This window comes from Mesorhizobium sp. WSM3868 (genome assembly GCF_002294785.1).
GTDB lineage: Bacteria > Pseudomonadota > Alphaproteobacteria > Rhizobiales > Rhizobiaceae > Mesorhizobium.
Genome location: NZ_NSGB01000005.1, coordinates 84,736 through 100,980, shown reverse-complemented (window position 1 = coordinate 100,980; position 16,245 = coordinate 84,736). Strand labels below are relative to the sequence as shown.

Here is a 16,245-nt window from a genome sequence, read left to right as displayed (position 1 = left end):
TGTTTTTGTCTTTCGCCGATCCCCTTCGGTCTGCAGGCCAATGCGCCAAATTACGCGGCGCCTGTCAAGCGCGCAAACCCCCTCTTGCCGCCTAAACGACAAGCAGAACGAGATAGTTGAGGTTCATTCCACCTTTGCGGTTATCAGGCTGGACTTTTTTCCGCAATGTCAAAAAATGCCTGCCGCAACGAAAGTGTCATGGAGCCGGGGTGGCCGTTTGCGATCGGCGCGCCGTCGATTTCGACTACCGGCATGGCGATCGTGGTCGCGGAACTGATGAAAGCCTCGCGCGCTGCCTTGGCTTCGGCGATCGAAAACCCACGCTCCTCGATCTTCAGACCGAGCTTTTCGGCGACGTCGAACAGTGTCGTGCGCGTGATGCCGCGCAGGATGCCGTGTTCGGCCGGCCGCGTCACCAGAACGCCGTCGCGGGTGACGATCCAGGCATTGGACGAGCCGCCCTCCTTGACCGTGCCGTCGGAGTCGACGAACCAGGCCTCCTGGGCGCCGGCTTCCTTGGCCTTCTGCTTGGCGAGCACATTGGCAAGCAGGCCGGTGCTCTTGATGTCGACGCGGTCCCAGCGATTCTCCGGGACGGTGATGACCTTGATGCCGGTCTCAACCCGCTTGGCGGCAGCAGAGGGGTCGGCCTTCCGGGCGGTTATAACCAAGGACGGACGGGTGCCGGCTGCCGGAAAGACGAATTCACGGCTGGCGACGCCGCGCGTCACCTGGAGATAGACGAGGCCGTTGACGACGTTGTTGCGGCGCACCACCTCGCGCAGCAGCATCGGCAGGACGCCTTCCGAGACGGGCCATGCGATCGACAATTCCTTGAGCGAGCGCTTGAGCCGGGCCAGATGGCGCGGCATGTCGACGATAAAGCCGCGCGCCACCTCGCAGACCTCATAGACGCCGTCAGCGAACTGATAGCCGCGATCCTCGATATGGACGCGGGCGTCGGCATGGGCAACGTAGCGCCCGTTGACATAGGCAATGCGCGGCATGGGCTACCTCAGGGAAATGTCCGGCTCTCTTAAGCGATTCCGCCGCTGCCGTAATGAACAATCGCGTGGGCCAGCCGGCTTTGGGCAATTCCGGACGGAAGGCTACGGCGAAGCCGCCGAGCCCAACCGGCGCTGCCCACTTTCCTGGATTGCCTTTACACGCCCAGCGACTTCAGCTTGCGGTGCAAGGCTGATCGCTCCATGCCGATGAACTCGGCCGTCTTCGAGATGTTGCCGCCGAAGCGGTTGATCTGGGCGATCAGATAGTCCTTCTCGAATTGCTCGCGCGCCTCGCGCAGCGGCAGCGCCATGATGTGCTGGTCCGACTGGTTGGGGGTGCGCGGCATGACGTCGCCGATCTCGGAGGGCAGAAGGTCAGCGGTGATCGGCGCGTCGACGTCGCCGCCTCGCGCCAGGATCATCAGCCGCTCGACATTGTTGCGCAGCTGGCGCACGTTCCCCGGCCAGTTGTGCGCCTGCAGCACGGCCAGCGCGTCGTCACCGATGCGGCGCGGCTTGATACCGGCCTGACGCGCGATCTGCTTCATGAAATTGTCGACGAGATACGGAATATCCTCTCGCCGTTCGGCGAGACCCGGCACAGTGACGGGGACCACCGCCAAGCGATGATAAAGGTCCTCGCGGAAGCGGCCATCGGCAATCATGGCCTCCAGGTTTTGCGCTGTGGAGGAGATGATGCGGACGTCGACCTTGACCCGCTTTGTGCCCCCTACCCGCTCGAACTGCTGCTCGACCAGCACGCGCAGAATCTTGTTCTGCGTCTCGCGCGGCATGTCGGCGACCTCGTCGATGTAGAGGATGCCGCGATGCGCCTCCTCCAGCGCGCCGACCTTGCGTTCGGTGCCGTTCGATTCGGTGCCGAACAGCTCGATCTCCATGCGTTCCGGCGTGATGGTGGCGGCGCTCAGCGTCACGAACGGCCCGTTCTTGCGCGCCGAAAGCGCGTGGATGGCGCGCGCCGTCAGTTCCTTGCCGGAACCCGACGGACCGATGATCATGATGCGGCTGTTGGTGGGCGCGACACGCTCGATGGTCTGCCGCAGCTGGCTCATCGCTGACGACATGCCGATCAGGTCGAAGGTCTCGCCGCTGCGCAGCTTGAGGTCCGAGACCTCGCGCCGCAATTTGGAAGTTTCCAGCGCGCGCTCGGCGATCAGGATGAGACGGTCGGCCTTGAACGGCTTCTCGATGAAATCATAGGCGCCGCGCCGGATGGCCGACACCGCCGTTTCGATGTTGCCGTGACCGGAGATCATCACCACCGGCATGTTCGGATGCATCGTCTTGATCTCGTCGAGCAGCGCCAGACCGTCGAGGCGCGAGCCCTGCAGCCAGATATCGAGGAAAATCAGCCGTGGCGCGCGATCGGCAATCGCCGCTAGCGCGCTGTCGGCATCGTGTGCCGTGCGGGTTTCGTGACCTTCGTCGCTCAGGATACCGGCGACCAGTTCGCGGATGTCTTCCTCGTCATCGACGATGAGAATGTCAGACGCCATTACCGACCTTTTCAGTTTCTCGTTCGTGTTCGTCGCGGCCTTCGCCGCGTGGCGGCGCGGGGACGACCGCCGCCGGTGGCAAGATGATCGAGATCATCGCGCCCCGGCCGCCGTGGAAATCGGGCGGCGCGTCGTGCAATTCGAGCCGGCCGCCGTGGTCCTCCACGATCTTCTTGACGATAGCGAGGCCAAGGCCGGTGCCTTTTTCGCGCGTCGTCATGTAGGGCTCGAGCAGTCTCTGCCGATTCTCGCGCGGCAGCCCTTTGCCGTTGTCGATAACATCGATTCTTATGGCGCCATCTTGGCGCCCGGCTTGAATCCGGATTGTGCCGTCGGAACGGTCTTGCGCATCAAGTCCGTCGATGGCCTCGGCGGCGTTTTTGATGACGTTGCCGAAGGCCTGCGCCATCAGGCGGCTGTCGAACGTTCCCTTGAGCGGCTCGTTGTCGAAATCACGCTGGAAAGCAATGTCGGAGCGGCTGACTTCCACCAGGAACGAAGCTTCGCGCAGCGACTCGCGCAGGTCTATCACCTTCATCTCCGGCTTCGGCATGCGGGCGAAGGCCGAGAATTCGTCGACCATGCGGCCGATGTCCTCAACCTGACGGATGATGGTGTCGGTGCACTGATCGAAGACTTCGCGGTCCTCGGTGATGACCTTGCCGTAACGGCGCCTGATGCGCTCGGCCGAGAGCTGGATGGGCGTCAGGGGATTCTTGATCTCATGGGCAATGCGCCGCGCCACATCGGCCCAGGCCGAAGACCGCTGCGCCTGCACGAGATCGGTAATGTCGTCGATGGTGACGACATAGGATTTTTCTTCCGAGCCGTCGTCTCCGGCCTCGACGGTGACCTGGACATTGAAAGTCCGTTCCATGCCGGCGCGGAAGAAGGTCACCTGCTCGCGATAGACCGGCTTGCCGGATTGGCGCCCGATCTCGAAGACGCGACCGACATGCGGCAGGATGGCGGACAGGTTCTGTCCGAGCGCGGCACTCGCCGAGATCGCCAGCATCGTTTCGGCCGAGCGATTGGCGATGGTGATGACGCCGTAGGGATCGACGCCGATGACGCCTGCGGTCACGCCGGCCAGCACCGCCTCCGAGAACCGCCGCCGCTCGTCGATCAGGTCTTTGGCCGACAGCAGCTCGTTGCGCTGCGATTTGAGCTCGAGGATCATGTTGTTGAAGGTCTCGCCGAGCGAAGCGACGTCGCCGTCCGATTGACGCACGGGGACGGCGACGTCGAGATTGCCGGTCGCCACCTCGTCGGCCGCGCCGATCAGCTGGCGGATCGGCCGGACAATGCGATCGGCCACGGCGATGCCGGTCCAGATCGCCGACAGGATGACGATCAGGGTCAGCGACAGATAGGGCAGCGCGAACGCGACTTGCGAAGTGCGACGGTTCTCTTCCAGTCCGCGATACTCGTCGGTGTTCGACCGAACGATCTGCCGCGCCTTGATAACGTCCGGGTCGACGAGCCGGATCGTGTAGAGATAAAGACCTTCGATCTCGCGCAACTTGACGATGGCGCCCATGATGTTGCGGGTGCGCGGCTCGATCAGCACCGGCTTGCCGTCGGCGGCCGTGTTGACCGCGCCAGGGGGCGGCTCCGGCATGGCGAAGTCGGCGTCGGTCTTGGCGCTCATGACGAAGGAGCCATCGGGCTTGATCAGCGCCGCATGCGCCAGTCCGCGGCCAACGGCCTCCTTGTTCATGAGATCGAGGAAGCCGGTGCGGTCGAGCCCGTAGAGCGTGCGCGAGGCGTCGAGGTCGTAGGCCATCGACAGGGTCGTGCCCTGCAGGTTGCGCGCATTTTCCTGGACATAGGCATCGGCGATCGACAGCGACGAATTGACGATCGTTTTGGTGCGGATCTCGAACCAGCGGTCGAGGCCGATATCGAGCGTGATCGAGGCGATGATCGCGACCATGATCGCCGGGATGGCGGCGACCAGCGCGAACATGGCGACGATGCGCACATGCAGCCGCGATGCTGCACGGCCGTGCCTGCGCGCCATGACGATGCGGTGGATCTCGCGGCTGATCAGGGCGATCAGGAACAGGACGAAGACGGCGTTGAGCGCGATCAGCGCCCAGGTGGCGTTTGCATTCGGCGCGATTGGGGTCGCACCGACAAGGATCGCAAACGAGATCGCTGCGGTGATCATGGCGCCGACGATCGCGACCACGCCGGGCAGCGCCAGCAGCCGGCGACCGTCGCGAACGCCGGCCCGGCTGAAAAGCGGTTGGTTCAGTGTCGGAGCCTCAGCAGCCATATCGCCGTCTAGAGTCGGTCATTGCGTCGGATGTATGCAACGCATTGTGGCGATTATGCAACAAGTGTGGCCGGGACGGAAATCTTTCCCCGACTTAATTCCCAAAAGTGAAGGGCAACTCAGGGCTGCCTGGCGGCCTTGTAGACGTTGACGCCAAGCTCGCGGATCTTCTTGCGCAGCGTGTTGCGGTTCAGGCCCAGAAGCTCGGCCGCCTTGATCTGGTTGCCGCGCGTCGCGGTCATCGAAGCCAGCACCAGCGGATATTCGACCTCGGCGAGGATGCGCTGGTAGAGCCCCGACGGCGGCAGATCGCCGGCGAACGAGGCGAAATAGCGCTGCAGGAAATGCTCGACCGCCTGGCCGATCGACAGATCGTCGGGGATCAGCGCGCCGCCGTCCGGCACGACAGATCGCTCGCCGGTCTTCAGTTCGGCCTCGATGATCTCGGCCGAAATCTCGTCCTGCGAATAGAGCGCGGCGAGCCTGCGCACCAGATTTTCCAGCTCGCGCACATTACCGGGCCAGGGATAGCGCTTCATCAGCTCGATGCCACCGGCGGAAATGCGCTTGGTCTGCAGGCCTTCGCTGGCGCCCTGCTTGAAGAAATGCCGGACAAGGTCAGGCACGTCTTCAGAACGCTCTCGCAACGCCGGGAGTCGCAGCGGCACGACATTCAGGCGGTAGAACAGGTCCTCGCGGAACAGACCCTGGTTGATCAGGGTCCGCAAATCCTTGTTGGTGGCGGCGACGATGCGCACGTCGGTCTTGATCGGCGTGCGGCCGCCGACGGTGGTGTATTCGCCCTGCTGGAGCACGCGCAGCAGGCGCGTCTGCGCCTCCATCGGCATGTCGCCGATCTCGTCGAGGAACAGCGTGCCGCCTTCGGCCTGCTCGAAGCGGCCGGTGGAGCGGTTCTGCGCGCCGGTGAAGGCGCCCTTCTCATGGCCGAACAGTTCCGATTCGATCAGGTCGCGCGGGATCGCGGCCATGTTGATGGCCACGAAAGGCCCGCCGCGGCGGCGGCCGTATTCGTGCAGCGCGCGCGCTACCAGCTCCTTGCCGGTGCCGGATTCGCCGCTGATCATCACCGTCAGGTCGGTCTGCATCATGCGGGCCAGCATGCGGTAGATGTCCTGCATGGCCGCCGAGCGGCCGACCAGCGGCATCGTCTCCGGCTGGTCGTCGGCGCGGGAATCCAGCTTCGGCCGCTTCGGCTCGGCAAGCGCGCGATTGACGATGTTGAGCAGCTCGGTCAAATCGAACGGCTTCGGCAGATACTCGTAGGCGCCGGTCTCGGAGGCGCGGATGGCGGTCATAAAAGTGTTCTGCGCGCTCATGACGATAACCGGCAGCTCGGGCCGCGCCTTCTTGATGCGGGGCAGCATGTCGAAGGCGTTCTCGTCCGGCATCACCACATCGGTGATGACGAGGTCGCCCTCGCCGGCAGCCACCCAGCGCCACAGCGTCGAGGCGTTCGAGGTCACGCGCACCTCATGGCCGACGCGCGACAGCGCCTGGTTGAGCACGGTGCGGATCGCCGCATCGTCGTCGGCGACGAGGATATTGCCGCGAACGGTCATTTGCGGTCTCCTTCAGCTTCGTCGCCGGCGTTGGGCAAAGTGTCCTTCCAGGCCGGCATCAAGACGCGGAAAGTGGTTCCACGCTGCGTCGAATCGCATTCGATGATGCCGCCATGCTCGCCGACAATCTTGGCGACCAGGGCCAGCCCGAGGCCCGAGCCGTTCGGTTTGGTGGTGATGAACGGATCGAAGAGGATCGGCAGGATGTCCTCTGAAACACCGGGGCCGTTGTCGTGCACGCAGAATTCCAGCGGCAGCGAGACGCGGTCTTGCGTTCCCGGCACGGAAACGCGGATGCCGGGCCGGAAAGCCGTCGACAGCACGATCTCGCCCTGCGGGTCGGCGCCGATCGCCTCCGCGGCGTTCTTGACCAAGTTGAGGAACACCTGGATCAGCTGGTCACGGTTGGCATAGACTGGAGGAAGCGATGGATCATATTCCTCCAAGATCTTGATTTTTTTTGCGAAGCCGTTCTTGGCGATCGCTTTCACATGATCCAGAACGACATGGATGTTGACGGGAAAGCGCTCGATCGGCCGCTCGTCGGAAAACACCTCCATGCGGTCGACCAGCGACACGATGCGGTCGGTCTCGTCGGTGATCAAGCGGGTGAGCGCACGGTCCTCGTCGGAGGCTGAGAGCTCGAGCAGTTGCGCCGCGCCGCGGATGCCGGAGAGCGGGTTCTTGATCTCATGCGCCAGCATGGCCGCCAGGCCGGTGACAGAACGGGCGGCGCCCCGATGTGTCATCTGCCGGTCGATCTTGTCGGCCATCGACCGCTCCTGGAACATCACCACGACCGAGCCGGGAAACTCCGGCACCGGGGCGACATAGAGGTCGACCATCTTCTCGATGCCGAGGCGCGGCGAAGAGACGTCGACGCGGTATTCGTTGACCGGCGCGCGGCGCTCGCGCACCTGGTCGACTAAGGTCAGCAGCGGACTGCCGAACGGGACCAGCTTGGACAACGTGTTGCGCGCCAGCATGGTCGCGCTGGAGCGGAAGAAATCCTCTGCATCCGCGTTGGCGAAGGTGATGAAGCCGTCGGCATCGACCATGATCACCGGGCGGCGAATGGTGTTCAGCACGATATTGGCGGCATCCGCGGTGTCGGCCGGCTGTGGGAGGTTCGTATTCATGCCGCGCTCCGCAATTCTGGCGATGCCGCGCTTTCGGTAAAAGCTTGACGCAGCCCGGCGATCACTTCAGCCGGCTCGAAGGAAGTGAGGATATGCTTGCGCCGTTCCGCCGAAACACCAGTCGCGTGGCTGTCCAGATACCAGCCGAGATGCTTGCGCGCCTGGCGAAGCCCGCTTTCGACGCCGTAGAGCGAGAGCATGTCCTCGTAATGCGCAACCACGTAGTCGGCGAGCGTCTGGGGCGTTTGGGGAATATCGGTTGCAGACATGCCAGCGGCGGCTGCCGCGATGCTACCGGCGGTCCACGGCGCGCCGTAATGGGCACGGCCGATCATCACCGCGTCGGCGCCTGATTGATCCAGGATCGTCGCAGCCTCTTCCGGCGAGCCGACATCGCCATTGGCCACCACCGGGATCGAGACCGCTTCCTTGACGCGCGCAATGGCGCGCCAATCGGCCTTACCCTGATAGAACTGGCAGCGCGTGCGGCCGTGGACGGTCACCATGCGCACGCCGGCCAGCTCGGCGCGGCGCGCCAACATGGGCGCGTTGAGCGCGCTTTCCTCCCAGCCGAGCCGCATCTTGACCGTCACCGGCACCGAGACCGCACCGACCACCGCCTCGATCAGCGAGAGCGCGTGATCGAGATCGCGCATCAGCGCCGAGCCGGCATAGCCGCCCGTCACCTTCTTTGCCGGGCAGCCCATGTTGATGTCGAGGATGTCGGCGCCCTCGCCCGCCGCGATTCGCGCGCCCTCGGCCATGTGCGCTGCCTCGCGGCCAGCAAGCTGCACCATATGGACGGGCAGCCCGGAATGGCGGATGCGCAGATCGCAGCCGGCCCTGCCCTTGGCCAGTTCGCCGCTCGCCACCATTTCCGACACGACCAGCCCGGCACCATGCGCATGCGCACGCTGACGGAACGGCTCGTCGGTTATGCCGGACATCGGCGCCAGGAACACGCGGTTGCGTATCCTTACGCCGCCGACGTCGAGCGGCGAAGCCAATGTGGTCAATTCAGGCATGCACAAAAACCAAGCATATTCGATTGCTGCACATTGTGTAGCCAGATGCAAGCCATTGTGCAACGCGCAATGACGTCACATTAAGGCGCATTTTGGAAAATGCTGGCCTTCCCTGCGAGCCGCGACTAAGCCTCTCGCCATGACTGACACAAGTGAAAAACCGGACGGCAAGGTCGGCGTGGTCATTGTCGCCGCCGGCCGCGGCGCCCGTGCCGGACAGGCCGAGGGGCCGAAGCAGTATCAGCGCATCGGCGGACGCGCCGTCATTGCGCATACGCTGGAAAGATTCCTGTCACATCCAGCCGTCGGGCCAGTGGTGGTGGCGATCCACGCCGACGACCGCGAGCTGTTCGAGCGCGCGGCGGGAGCTAATGCTACGCGCACGCTCATCGTCATGGGCGGTCCGTCCCGCCAGGCTTCCGTCCGGCTGGGACTTTTGGCGCTGAGGGAGCAGGCGCCGGCAAAGGTGCTGGTGCATGATGCGGTGCGCCCGTTTGTCGATCATGGGCTCATCGACCGAACCATCGAGGCCATCGGCAAGCGCCAGGGAGCCCTGCCGGCGCTGCCCGTCGCCGACACGCTCAAGCGGGAATCGGCCGAGGGCATGATCGAGGAGACGGTGTCGAGGGCCGGCCTGCACGCGGCGCAGACACCGCAAGGCTTCCCGTTCTGGCCGTTGCTGGCGGCGCACGAGAAGGCGCATCATCTCGGCAAAAGCGAGTTCACCGACGACGCGGCGATCGCCGAATGGGCGCATATTCCGGTCAAGATCGTCCAGGGCTCGCCGGACAACATCAAGCTCACCTGGGCAAGGGATATCGCGATGGCCGACCAGCGGCTCTCAAATGCGCTGCCGCGCTTTCCGGACATCCGCACCGGCAATGGCTATGATGTGCACGCGTTCGAAGCGGGCGACCACGTCACTCTGTGCGGGGTCACTATCCCCTATGACCGGAAACTCTCCGGTCATTCGGACGCCGATGTCGGGCTTCATGCGCTCACCGATGCGTTGCTCGCCACCTGCGGCGCCGGCGACATCGGCACGCATTTTCCGCCATCGGACCGGCAATGGAAGGGCGCTGCCTCGAAGATCTTCGTCGAGCATGCCGCGAAGCTGGTGCGCGAGCACGGCGGGCGCATCGCCAATGCCGATATCACGCTGATTTGCGAGGCGCCGCGGGTGGGGCCGCATCGCGAGGCGATGACGGCGGCGCTGGCGGCGATGCTCGGCATTGCGCCGGAACGCATTTCGATCAAAGCGACGACCAACGAGAAGCTCGGCTTTGTCGGGCGCGGCGAAGGCATTGCGGCGATCGCGACGGCCAGCGTCGTCTATCCGGGAGACGTGCCGGCATGAGCAACGCGGAATTAGCCAACGCCCTGCTCCAGGCTTGTCAGCAGCGCGGCATCATGCTGGCTACGGCCGAGAGCTGCACCGGCGGTCTGATCATTGCAGCATTGACCGACATTGCCGGCTCTTCCGCCGTGGTCGATCGCGGCTTCATCACCTATTCCAACGAAGCCAAGATGGAGATGCTCGGCGTCTCCGCGGCAACGCTTGAGGCGCATGGCGCGGTCTCGGGTGAGACGGTCAGGGAGATGGCGGCGGGCGCGCTGACGCATTCGCGCGCGAGCCTCTCCCTTGCGGTCACCGGAATTGCCGGCCCGAGCGGCGGCTCGTCGGAAAAGCCGGTGGGTCTCGTCTGGTTCGGGATAGCATTTGCCGGCCAGCCGGTCGTCGTCGAGTGCCAGCTGTTTGGTCATAAGGGGCGGGAATTCATCCGCCACGAGACGGTCCGGCACGCGCTGCAGCTCGGCCTGCGAGCGCTGGCCTAGGCTATCCGCGGATCAGGCGTGCCTTGCGCTGCGCCGTAGATCACGTTCGCTCGCTTCTCGAATGCTTCGGAAAACATGCGGAAGGCGCGATCGAACATCGTGCCCATCAGCGCGCCGAGAATGCGGCTCTTGAATTCGTAGTCGATGAAGAAATGCACTTCGCAGCCGCCATCGGCCGGATCGAAGCGCCAGATGTTGCTGAGATATTTGAACGGGCCGTCGATGTATTTGACGTCGATGGCGTTCTCGTCGGGCTTGAGCAGCACCTGGGTCGTAAAGGTTTCGCGGATCGCCTTGTAGCCGATGCTCATGTCGGCGACGAGGATGGTGCGGCCGTCGCGCTCCTTGCGCGAGCGCACCGTCAGCGCCTCGCAGAGCGGCAGAAATTGCGGATAGGTCTCGATATCCGCCACCAGCGCAAACATCTGTTCCGGCGTGTAGGCGACGCGGCGGGTGGCTTCGAATTTCGGCATGAAAGCGTCAGCTGGCTTTCTTGAGCTGCGCCTCGCGCGCCGCGCGCAGCCTGGCGAAATCCTCGCCGGCATGATGCGAGGAGCGCGTCAGCGGGCTCGAAGCGACCAGCAGGAAGCCCTTCGTCTTGCCGATCGTCTCAAAGGACTTGAACTCGTCCGGCGTGATGAAGCGGATCACCGGATGGTGCTTCTTCGAAGGCTGCAGGTATTGGCCGATGGTCATGAAGTCGACATTTGCCGAACGCAGGTCATCCATGAGCTGCAGCACTTCGTTCCGCTCCTCGCCGAGGCCGACCATGATGCCGGACTTGGTGAAGATCGACGGATCGAGTTCTTTCACGCGCTGCAGCAGCCGGATCGAGTGGAAGTAGCGGGCGCCCGGCCGCACCGTCAGGTAATTCGACGGCACGGTTTCCAGATTGTGGTTGAAGACGTCGGGCTTGGCGGCAACGACGATCTCAAGCGCGCCGTCCTTGCGGAGAAAGTCGGGCGTCAGGATCTCGATCGTCGTTGAAGGCGCGGCGGCGCGGATGGCGTGGATGACGTCGGCGAAATGCTGCGCGCCGCCGTCGTCGAGGTCGTCGCGGTCGACAGAGGTGATGACGACGTGGCTGAGGCCCATCTGCTTGACCGCACGGGCGACACGCGCCGGCTCATCCGCCTCAAGGGCGGTCGGGATGCCGGTGGCGACATTGCAGAAGGCGCAGGCGCGCGTGCAGATCTCGCCCATGATCATGAAGGTGGCGTGCTTCTTGTCCCAGCATTCACCGATGTTCGGGCATCCGGCCTCCTCGCACACCGTCACCAGCTTGTGCGACTTCACGATCTCGCGCGTCTCGGCGTAACCCTTCGAAACCGGCGCCTTGACGCGGATCCAGTCCGGCTTGCGCAGCACTTCCTGGTCCGGCCTGTGCGCCTTTTCGGGATGCCGCGGGCGCGGCGCATTGGCGATCGTGTCGAGAACAGTGACCATTTCGAACCCTTCGCGGCCGCCCGCATCGCGGCCGCCTGTCTGCGTCATCTAGGACTTTTCGGAATAAAGAAAAAGGCCACGCCGGCGCATGCCGCCACGGCCATTTTCGCATAACGGACTTCGCTGGGGCTCAGCGCCGCACCAGCCGGCCGACAAAGATCAGCAGGCAGGCGCCGATGAAACCGGTGATCAAATACGCGAACCAGCCGGCGCCGAAGGACTGGATGTTGAGAGCCTGTAAGATCGCATTGAGAACGATCGCGCCGACGATACCCAAAATGATGTTCATGAGGATGCCGGTGTTGCTCTTCATGACCATTTCGGCGAGCCATCCGGCCAAGCCTCCAATGATGATGGCTGCTATCCAGCCCACGCCATTCACGTCCATATGCCAATTCCTCCTTGATCAGGTGAAAATGCATCCGGATACGAACTGCTTTGCCCTCAGAATCCTCCGGCTGCCGCGTCTGAGTCTCGCGCAAGCAGTCTATCATGCGTTCAAAGCGCGGCCATAGGCGTCGAGCACGCTTTCCTTCATCATCTCCGACAGGGTCGGATGCGGGAAGATCGTGTGCATCAGCTCTTCCTCTGTGGTCTCCAAGTTCATCGCCACGACGAAACCCTGGATGAGCTCGGTCACCTCGGCGCCGATCATATGCGCGCCCAGCAGCTGCCCGGTCTTCTTGTCGAAGATGGTCTTGATGAAGCCCTGGTCCTCGCCGAGCGCGATGGCTTTGCCGTTGGCGCCGAACTGGAAGCGACCGACGCGGATGTCCTTGCCCTCGGCCTTGGCCCTGGCTTCGGTCAGGCCGACCGAGGCGACCTGCGGGCTGCAATAGGTGCAGCCCGGGATCTTCAGCTTGTCGATGGCGTGCACGCCCGGGATATTGGCGATCTTCTCGACGCAGATCACGCCCTCGTGCTCGGCCTTGTGGGCGAGCATCGGCGGCCCGGCCACATCGCCGATGGCATAGATGCCGGGCACGTTCGTCCTGCCGTAGCCGTCGACCGCGACACAGCCGCGATCCGTCTTGACGCCAAGCGCCTCGAGGCCGAGGCCCTCGATATTGCCTTGCACGCCGACGGCCGAGATCATGCGGTCGGCGGTGATCTTCTCGACCTTGCCGTCCTTCATCTCGACATGCGCGGTGACCGAGTTGGCAGATTTCTCGACCTTGGTCACCTTGGCCTCGAGCAGGATCTTCATGCCTTGCTTCTCGAACTGTTTCTGCGCGAATTTCGAGACCTCGGCATCCTCGACCGGCATCACCGCCGGCAGCAGCTCTACAACCGTCACCTCGGCGCCCATGGTGCGGTAGAAGGAAGCGAACTCGATGCCGATGGCGCCCGAGCCCATCACCAGCAGCGACTTCGGCATCTCCTTCGGCACCATTGCCTCGAAATAGGTCCAGATCAGCTTGCCGTCCGGCTCGATGCCCGGCAGCGCACGCGGCCTGGCGCCGGTCGCCAGGATAATGTGTTTGGCGGTATAGGTTCCCTCGACCTTGACGCCTTTCGGCACCGGCGGCTGCGGCTCCATCGGCTTCTTGGCGGTCTTGGAGACGACGATCTCACCCGGCTTTGAGAGTTTCGCCTCACCCCAAATGACGTCGACCTTGTTCTTCTTCATCAGGAAGGCGACGCCGCCATTCAGCCTGAGCGAAACCTTTCGCGAGCGGTCGACGACGGCAGCGGTGTCGGGGCTGACCTTGCCGTCGAGCTTCAGGCCGTAATCCTTGAGATGGTCCGAATAATGCATGATCTCCGCCGAGCGCAGAAGCGCCTTGGTCGGGATGCAACCCCAGTTGAGGCAGATACCGCCGAGATGCTCGCGCTCGACGATCGCCGTCTTGAAGCCGAGCTGGGCGGAACGCACCGCGGTGACATAGCCGCCGGGGCCTGAGCCGATGATGATGACGTCGTAGTTCTCAGCCACGGGTTTCTCCCTGATTTTTCTTGGGGTTAGAATGAAAGCATCACACGCACGAGGGGGGCCAGTGCCTGACCGATCCGCCGCGTGTTTTCCTCATCGAGATGGACACCGTCGAGCGGCGTGGTCGTCGCCACGGTGCCGGCGTCGAAGAAGCCGCAGCCGGCCTCGTCGGCAAGCGAAGAATACTGCGGCGCCAGCCGCTTCGAGGCGTCATCGCCGCCGGCGAACATTTCCTTGAATTCGGCATTCTCGGTGCGCGTCACCGCGGGCGGCGCGACAATGAGAATCTGCGGAGCCGGCCAGTCGAACGGATAGTCGTGGCCGCGCACGATATCGATCAGGCGCTGCATGCCCTGCTTTGCGGCTACGGGATTGCCGTGGATCCACGGCTTCATGTCGTTGGCGCCCAGCATGATGATGATCAGGTCGAGCGGCGCGTGCGTCGTAAGGATCGTCGGCAGCGTTCTCGCGCCGTTGCGGTCGGCACCGGCGAGGTGATCGTCAAAGGCGGTGGTGCGGCCGTTCAGCCCTTCGGCGATGACCTCGATGCCGTCGCCCAGCGCCGTCTTGAGCACGCTGGGCCAGCGGTCCTCCAGCGCATGGCGCCCGAGGTTGGCAGCGTCGTAGCCCCAGGTCAGCGAGTCGCCGTAACAGAGAATAGTCTTCATGCGCTTGCCCCACCCCTGCCGAACCCCGCCGACGAGCGCTTGAGTTGCCAGCGCACGAACAGCCATTGCACGATGATCGCCGCTGCGCCCGGCAGGATCAGCCCGGCAACGATCGAAAGGTCATTTGCGGTCGCCCGGCTCTCGGCCGGCACCGAAAACGTCCAGCCCACCAGCGCCAGCAGCCCGAGACAGAAAAGCGCAAGCAGCAGCCACAGCATCCCATCGAGCGCCCGCACCGGCTTGCCTCGGAATTGAACGAGGAAGAAGGCGACCGTGACCACAACGACGATCATCACCGTGGCCGCGAAGACCAGAATGCATTCCTCTGTCGCGCCGGTGATGACCGCCAGCTCTTGAACGACAAGTACGCCGGCCAGACCGGAAAGAATGAAGGCGAAAAGGCTGGTGAAGAAATTCCGCACCGCCTTTTTCCCTTCCTTACACCAGCATGCCCATCGGGTTTTCGATCATGCGCTTGAAGGCGCCGAGCAGCTCCGCACCGAGCGCGCCGTCGACGGCGCGGTGATCGGTCGACAGCGTCACCGACATCATGGTGGCGATCTTGATCTCGCCTTTCTTCACGATGGCGCGCTCCTCGCCGGCGCCGACCGCAAGGATCGTGGCGTGCGGCGGGTTGATAACGGCGGCAAAATCCTTGACGCCGAACATGCCGAGATTGGACACGGCCGTGGTGCCGCCCTGGTACTCCTCGGGCTTCAGTTTGCGGCCGCGTGCGCGGCTTGCCAGATCCTTCATCTCGTTGGAGATGACGGACAGCGTCTTTTCGTCGGCATGGCGGATGATCGGCGTGATCAGGCCGCCGGGTATCGACACGGCGACGCCGACATCGGCGTGCTTGTGCTTGACCATGGCGTTTTCGGTCCAGGAGGCGTTGGCGTCCGGCACCGCCATCAGCGCCATCGCCATCGCCTTGATCACCATGTCGTTGACCGAGAGCTTGTAGGCCGGGACCTCGCCCTTCTCGGTTTTCCGCATTGGGGCCGCGGCGTTGAGTTGCGTGCGCAGCGCGAGCAGCGCATCGAGCTCGCAGTCGAGCGTCAGATAGAAATGCGGAATGGTGCTCTTGGCCTCGACCAGGCGGCGCGCAATGGTCTTGCGCATATTGTCGTGCGGAACGAGTTCGTAAGAGCCTTCCGCGAACAGCTTCAGCACCTGATCGTCCGACATCGGCTTCGGCGCGGGGGCAGGAGCGCCTGCGGGCGCACCGGCAGGAGCCTTGGCGGCAGGCGCAGCCTTGGCGCCGCCGGAAGCGATCGCCGCCTCGACATCGGCCTTCACCACGCGGCCATGCGGACCGGAGCCACTAAGCCCCTTCACGTCGACACCGGCATCCTTGGCGATGCGGCGGGCGAGCGGCGAGGCGAACACGCGCTCGCCGCCGGCGTGGCCGTTGGCGACCGGTGCAGGCTCGGCCTTCGCCGGCGCGGGTGCCGGCTTCGGCGCTTCCTTGGGCGCCTCGGCCTTCGCAGGGTCCGCTTTCGGAGCCTCCGCCTTGGGCGCCGCCCCGCCATCGCTCTTTGCGGCAGCACCGGCGTCCTCGCCTTCGCCGGCCAGGATGGCGATCACCGCATTGACCTTGACGCCTTCGGTGCCTGCCGGAACGACGAGCTTGGCGACTGTGCCCTCATCGACGGCTTCGACCTCCATCGTCGCCTTGTCGGTCTCGATTTCGGCGATCACGTCGCCGGGCGCAACATGATCGCCTTCCTTGACCAGCCACTTGGCGAGATTGCCCTCTTCCATGGTGGGCGAGAGAGCCGGCATGGTGATGTTGATTGGCATGTTGTCCTCC

Annotated in this window: 15 protein-coding genes; 2 read left to right on the top strand and 13 right to left on the bottom strand. The window is 64.1% G+C overall.

The features are described 5' to 3' along the window. Positions 1–143: 143 nt before the first annotated feature. From CK221_RS10425 to dusB, 6 genes are all read right to left on the bottom strand, one after another. Positions 144–1,007 carry a D-amino-acid transaminase gene (locus CK221_RS10425; protein WP_095777650.1) on the bottom strand — a complete coding sequence of 288 codons (864 nt, stop codon included), beginning with the start codon at positions 1,005–1,007 and terminating at the stop codon, positions 144–146. A 155-nt stretch (positions 1,008–1,162) separates the two neighbouring features. Then, positions 1,163–2,524 carry a sigma-54 dependent transcriptional regulator gene (locus CK221_RS10420; protein ID WP_066989715.1) on the bottom strand — a complete coding sequence of 454 codons (1,362 nt, stop codon included), beginning with the start codon at positions 2,522–2,524 and terminating at the stop codon, positions 1,163–1,165. Further along, positions 2,514–4,805: a PAS domain-containing sensor histidine kinase gene (locus CK221_RS10415; RefSeq protein ID WP_095777649.1), complete on the bottom strand. Its 2,292-nt coding sequence runs from the start codon at positions 4,803–4,805 to the stop codon at positions 2,514–2,516. The genes CK221_RS10420 and CK221_RS10415 overlap by 11 nt, the downstream gene beginning before the upstream one ends. Positions 4,806–4,924: 119 nt before the next feature. Next, on the bottom strand, positions 4,925–6,385 hold the full coding sequence (ntrC, locus tag CK221_RS10410; protein WP_066989709.1) for a nitrogen regulation protein NR(I): 1,461 nt from the start codon (positions 6,383–6,385) through the stop codon (positions 4,925–4,927). After that, complete coding sequence (locus tag CK221_RS10405; protein ID WP_066989706.1) at positions 6,382–7,524, bottom strand: nitrogen regulation protein NR(II); 1,143 nt, start codon at positions 7,522–7,524, stop codon at positions 6,382–6,384. The genes ntrC and CK221_RS10405 overlap by 4 nt, the downstream gene beginning before the upstream one ends. Continuing rightward, entirely contained in the window at positions 7,521–8,549 is a 1,029-nt protein-coding gene (gene dusB, locus CK221_RS10400; protein ID WP_095777648.1) for a tRNA dihydrouridine synthase DusB, read from the bottom strand. Before dusB ends, CK221_RS10405 begins: the two co-directional genes overlap by 4 nt. 139 nt (positions 8,550–8,688) lie before the next feature. Between dusB and CK221_RS10395 the strand changes: the two genes are divergently transcribed. Together CK221_RS10395 and CK221_RS10390 are read left to right on the top strand one after the other, a co-directional pair. Then, on the top strand, positions 8,689–9,906 hold the full coding sequence (locus CK221_RS10395; protein WP_066989699.1) for a bifunctional 2-C-methyl-D-erythritol 4-phosphate cytidylyltransferase/2-C-methyl-D-erythritol 2,4-cyclodiphosphate synthase: 1,218 nt from the start codon (positions 8,689–8,691) through the stop codon (positions 9,904–9,906). After that, positions 9,903–10,385 (top strand): CinA family protein, encoded by a 483-nt coding sequence (locus tag CK221_RS10390; RefSeq protein WP_066989696.1) that lies wholly within the window; start codon positions 9,903–9,905, stop codon positions 10,383–10,385. The genes CK221_RS10395 and CK221_RS10390 overlap by 4 nt, the downstream gene beginning before the upstream one ends. Here the strand turns inward: CK221_RS10390 and CK221_RS10385 are convergent. The 7 genes from CK221_RS10385 to CK221_RS10355 all read right to left on the bottom strand — a co-directional run bounded on the left by CK221_RS10385 (position 10,382) and on the right by CK221_RS10355 (position 16,235). Next, complete coding sequence (locus tag CK221_RS10385; RefSeq protein ID WP_066989693.1) at positions 10,382–10,858, bottom strand: type II toxin-antitoxin system RatA family toxin; 477 nt, start codon at positions 10,856–10,858, stop codon at positions 10,382–10,384. The two genes, CK221_RS10390 and CK221_RS10385, sit on opposite strands and share 4 nt — an antisense overlap. A 7-nt stretch (positions 10,859–10,865) precedes the next feature. Beyond that, positions 10,866–11,831, bottom strand: coding sequence for a lipoyl synthase (gene lipA / locus CK221_RS10380; RefSeq protein WP_095777801.1), 966 nt, complete (start codon positions 11,829–11,831; stop codon positions 10,866–10,868). 130 nt (positions 11,832–11,961) lie between these two features. Continuing rightward, positions 11,962–12,219 (bottom strand): GlsB/YeaQ/YmgE family stress response membrane protein, encoded by a 258-nt coding sequence (locus CK221_RS10375; RefSeq protein ID WP_066989685.1) that lies wholly within the window; start codon positions 12,217–12,219, stop codon positions 11,962–11,964. Positions 12,220–12,321: 102 nt separating this feature from the next. Next, positions 12,322–13,767, bottom strand: a complete 1,446-nt coding sequence (gene lpdA / locus CK221_RS10370) for a dihydrolipoyl dehydrogenase (RefSeq protein WP_095777647.1) — start codon at positions 13,765–13,767, stop codon at positions 12,322–12,324. Positions 13,768–13,793: 26 nt separating this feature from the next. Then, on the bottom strand, positions 13,794–14,432 hold the full coding sequence (locus CK221_RS10365) for an SGNH/GDSL hydrolase family protein (protein ID WP_095777646.1): 639 nt from the start codon (positions 14,430–14,432) through the stop codon (positions 13,794–13,796). Further along, a complete protein-coding gene (locus CK221_RS10360) occupies positions 14,429–14,854 on the bottom strand; it encodes a hypothetical protein (RefSeq protein WP_095777645.1) in 426 nt (141 codons plus the stop codon). Before CK221_RS10360 ends, CK221_RS10365 begins: the two co-directional genes overlap by 4 nt. A 16-nt stretch (positions 14,855–14,870) precedes the next feature. Then, a complete protein-coding gene (locus CK221_RS10355; protein WP_066989676.1) occupies positions 14,871–16,235 on the bottom strand; it encodes a pyruvate dehydrogenase complex dihydrolipoamide acetyltransferase in 1,365 nt (454 codons plus the stop codon). Positions 16,236–16,245 lie beyond the last annotated feature (10 nt).

Excerpts from the sequence above, each read along its gene's own strand:
- CK221_RS10425 (WP_095777650.1), bottom strand. The coding sequence starts at position 1,007 with ATGCCGCGCATTGCCTATGTCAACGGGCGCTACGTTGCCCATGCCGAC.
- CK221_RS10420 (WP_066989715.1), bottom strand. The coding sequence starts at position 2,524 with ATGGCGTCTGACATTCTCATCGTCGATGACGAGGAAGACATCCGCGAA.
- CK221_RS10415 (WP_095777649.1), bottom strand. The coding sequence starts at position 4,805 with ATGGCTGCTGAGGCTCCGACACTGAACCAACCGCTTTTCAGCCGGGCC.
- ntrC (WP_066989709.1), bottom strand. The coding sequence starts at position 6,385 with ATGACCGTTCGCGGCAATATCCTCGTCGCCGACGACGATGCGGCGATC.
- CK221_RS10405 (WP_066989706.1), bottom strand. The coding sequence starts at position 7,524 with ATGAATACGAACCTCCCACAGCCGGCCGACACCGCGGATGCCGCCAAT.
- dusB (WP_095777648.1), bottom strand. The coding sequence starts at position 8,549 with ATGCCTGAATTGACCACATTGGCTTCGCCGCTCGACGTCGGCGGCGTA.
- CK221_RS10395 (WP_066989699.1), top strand. The coding sequence starts at position 8,689 with ATGACTGACACAAGTGAAAAACCGGACGGCAAGGTCGGCGTGGTCATT.
- CK221_RS10390 (WP_066989696.1), top strand. The coding sequence starts at position 9,903 with ATGAGCAACGCGGAATTAGCCAACGCCCTGCTCCAGGCTTGTCAGCAG.
- CK221_RS10385 (WP_066989693.1), bottom strand. The coding sequence starts at position 10,858 with ATGCCGAAATTCGAAGCCACCCGCCGCGTCGCCTACACGCCGGAACAG.
- lipA (WP_095777801.1), bottom strand. The coding sequence starts at position 11,831 with ATGGTCACTGTTCTCGACACGATCGCCAATGCGCCGCGCCCGCGGCAT.
- CK221_RS10375 (WP_066989685.1), bottom strand. The coding sequence starts at position 12,219 with ATGGACGTGAATGGCGTGGGCTGGATAGCAGCCATCATCATTGGAGGC.
- CK221_RS10365 (WP_095777646.1), bottom strand. The coding sequence starts at position 14,432 with ATGAAGACTATTCTCTGTTACGGCGACTCGCTGACCTGGGGCTACGAC.
- CK221_RS10355 (WP_066989676.1), bottom strand. The coding sequence starts at position 16,235 with ATGCCAATCAACATCACCATGCCGGCTCTCTCGCCCACCATGGAAGAG.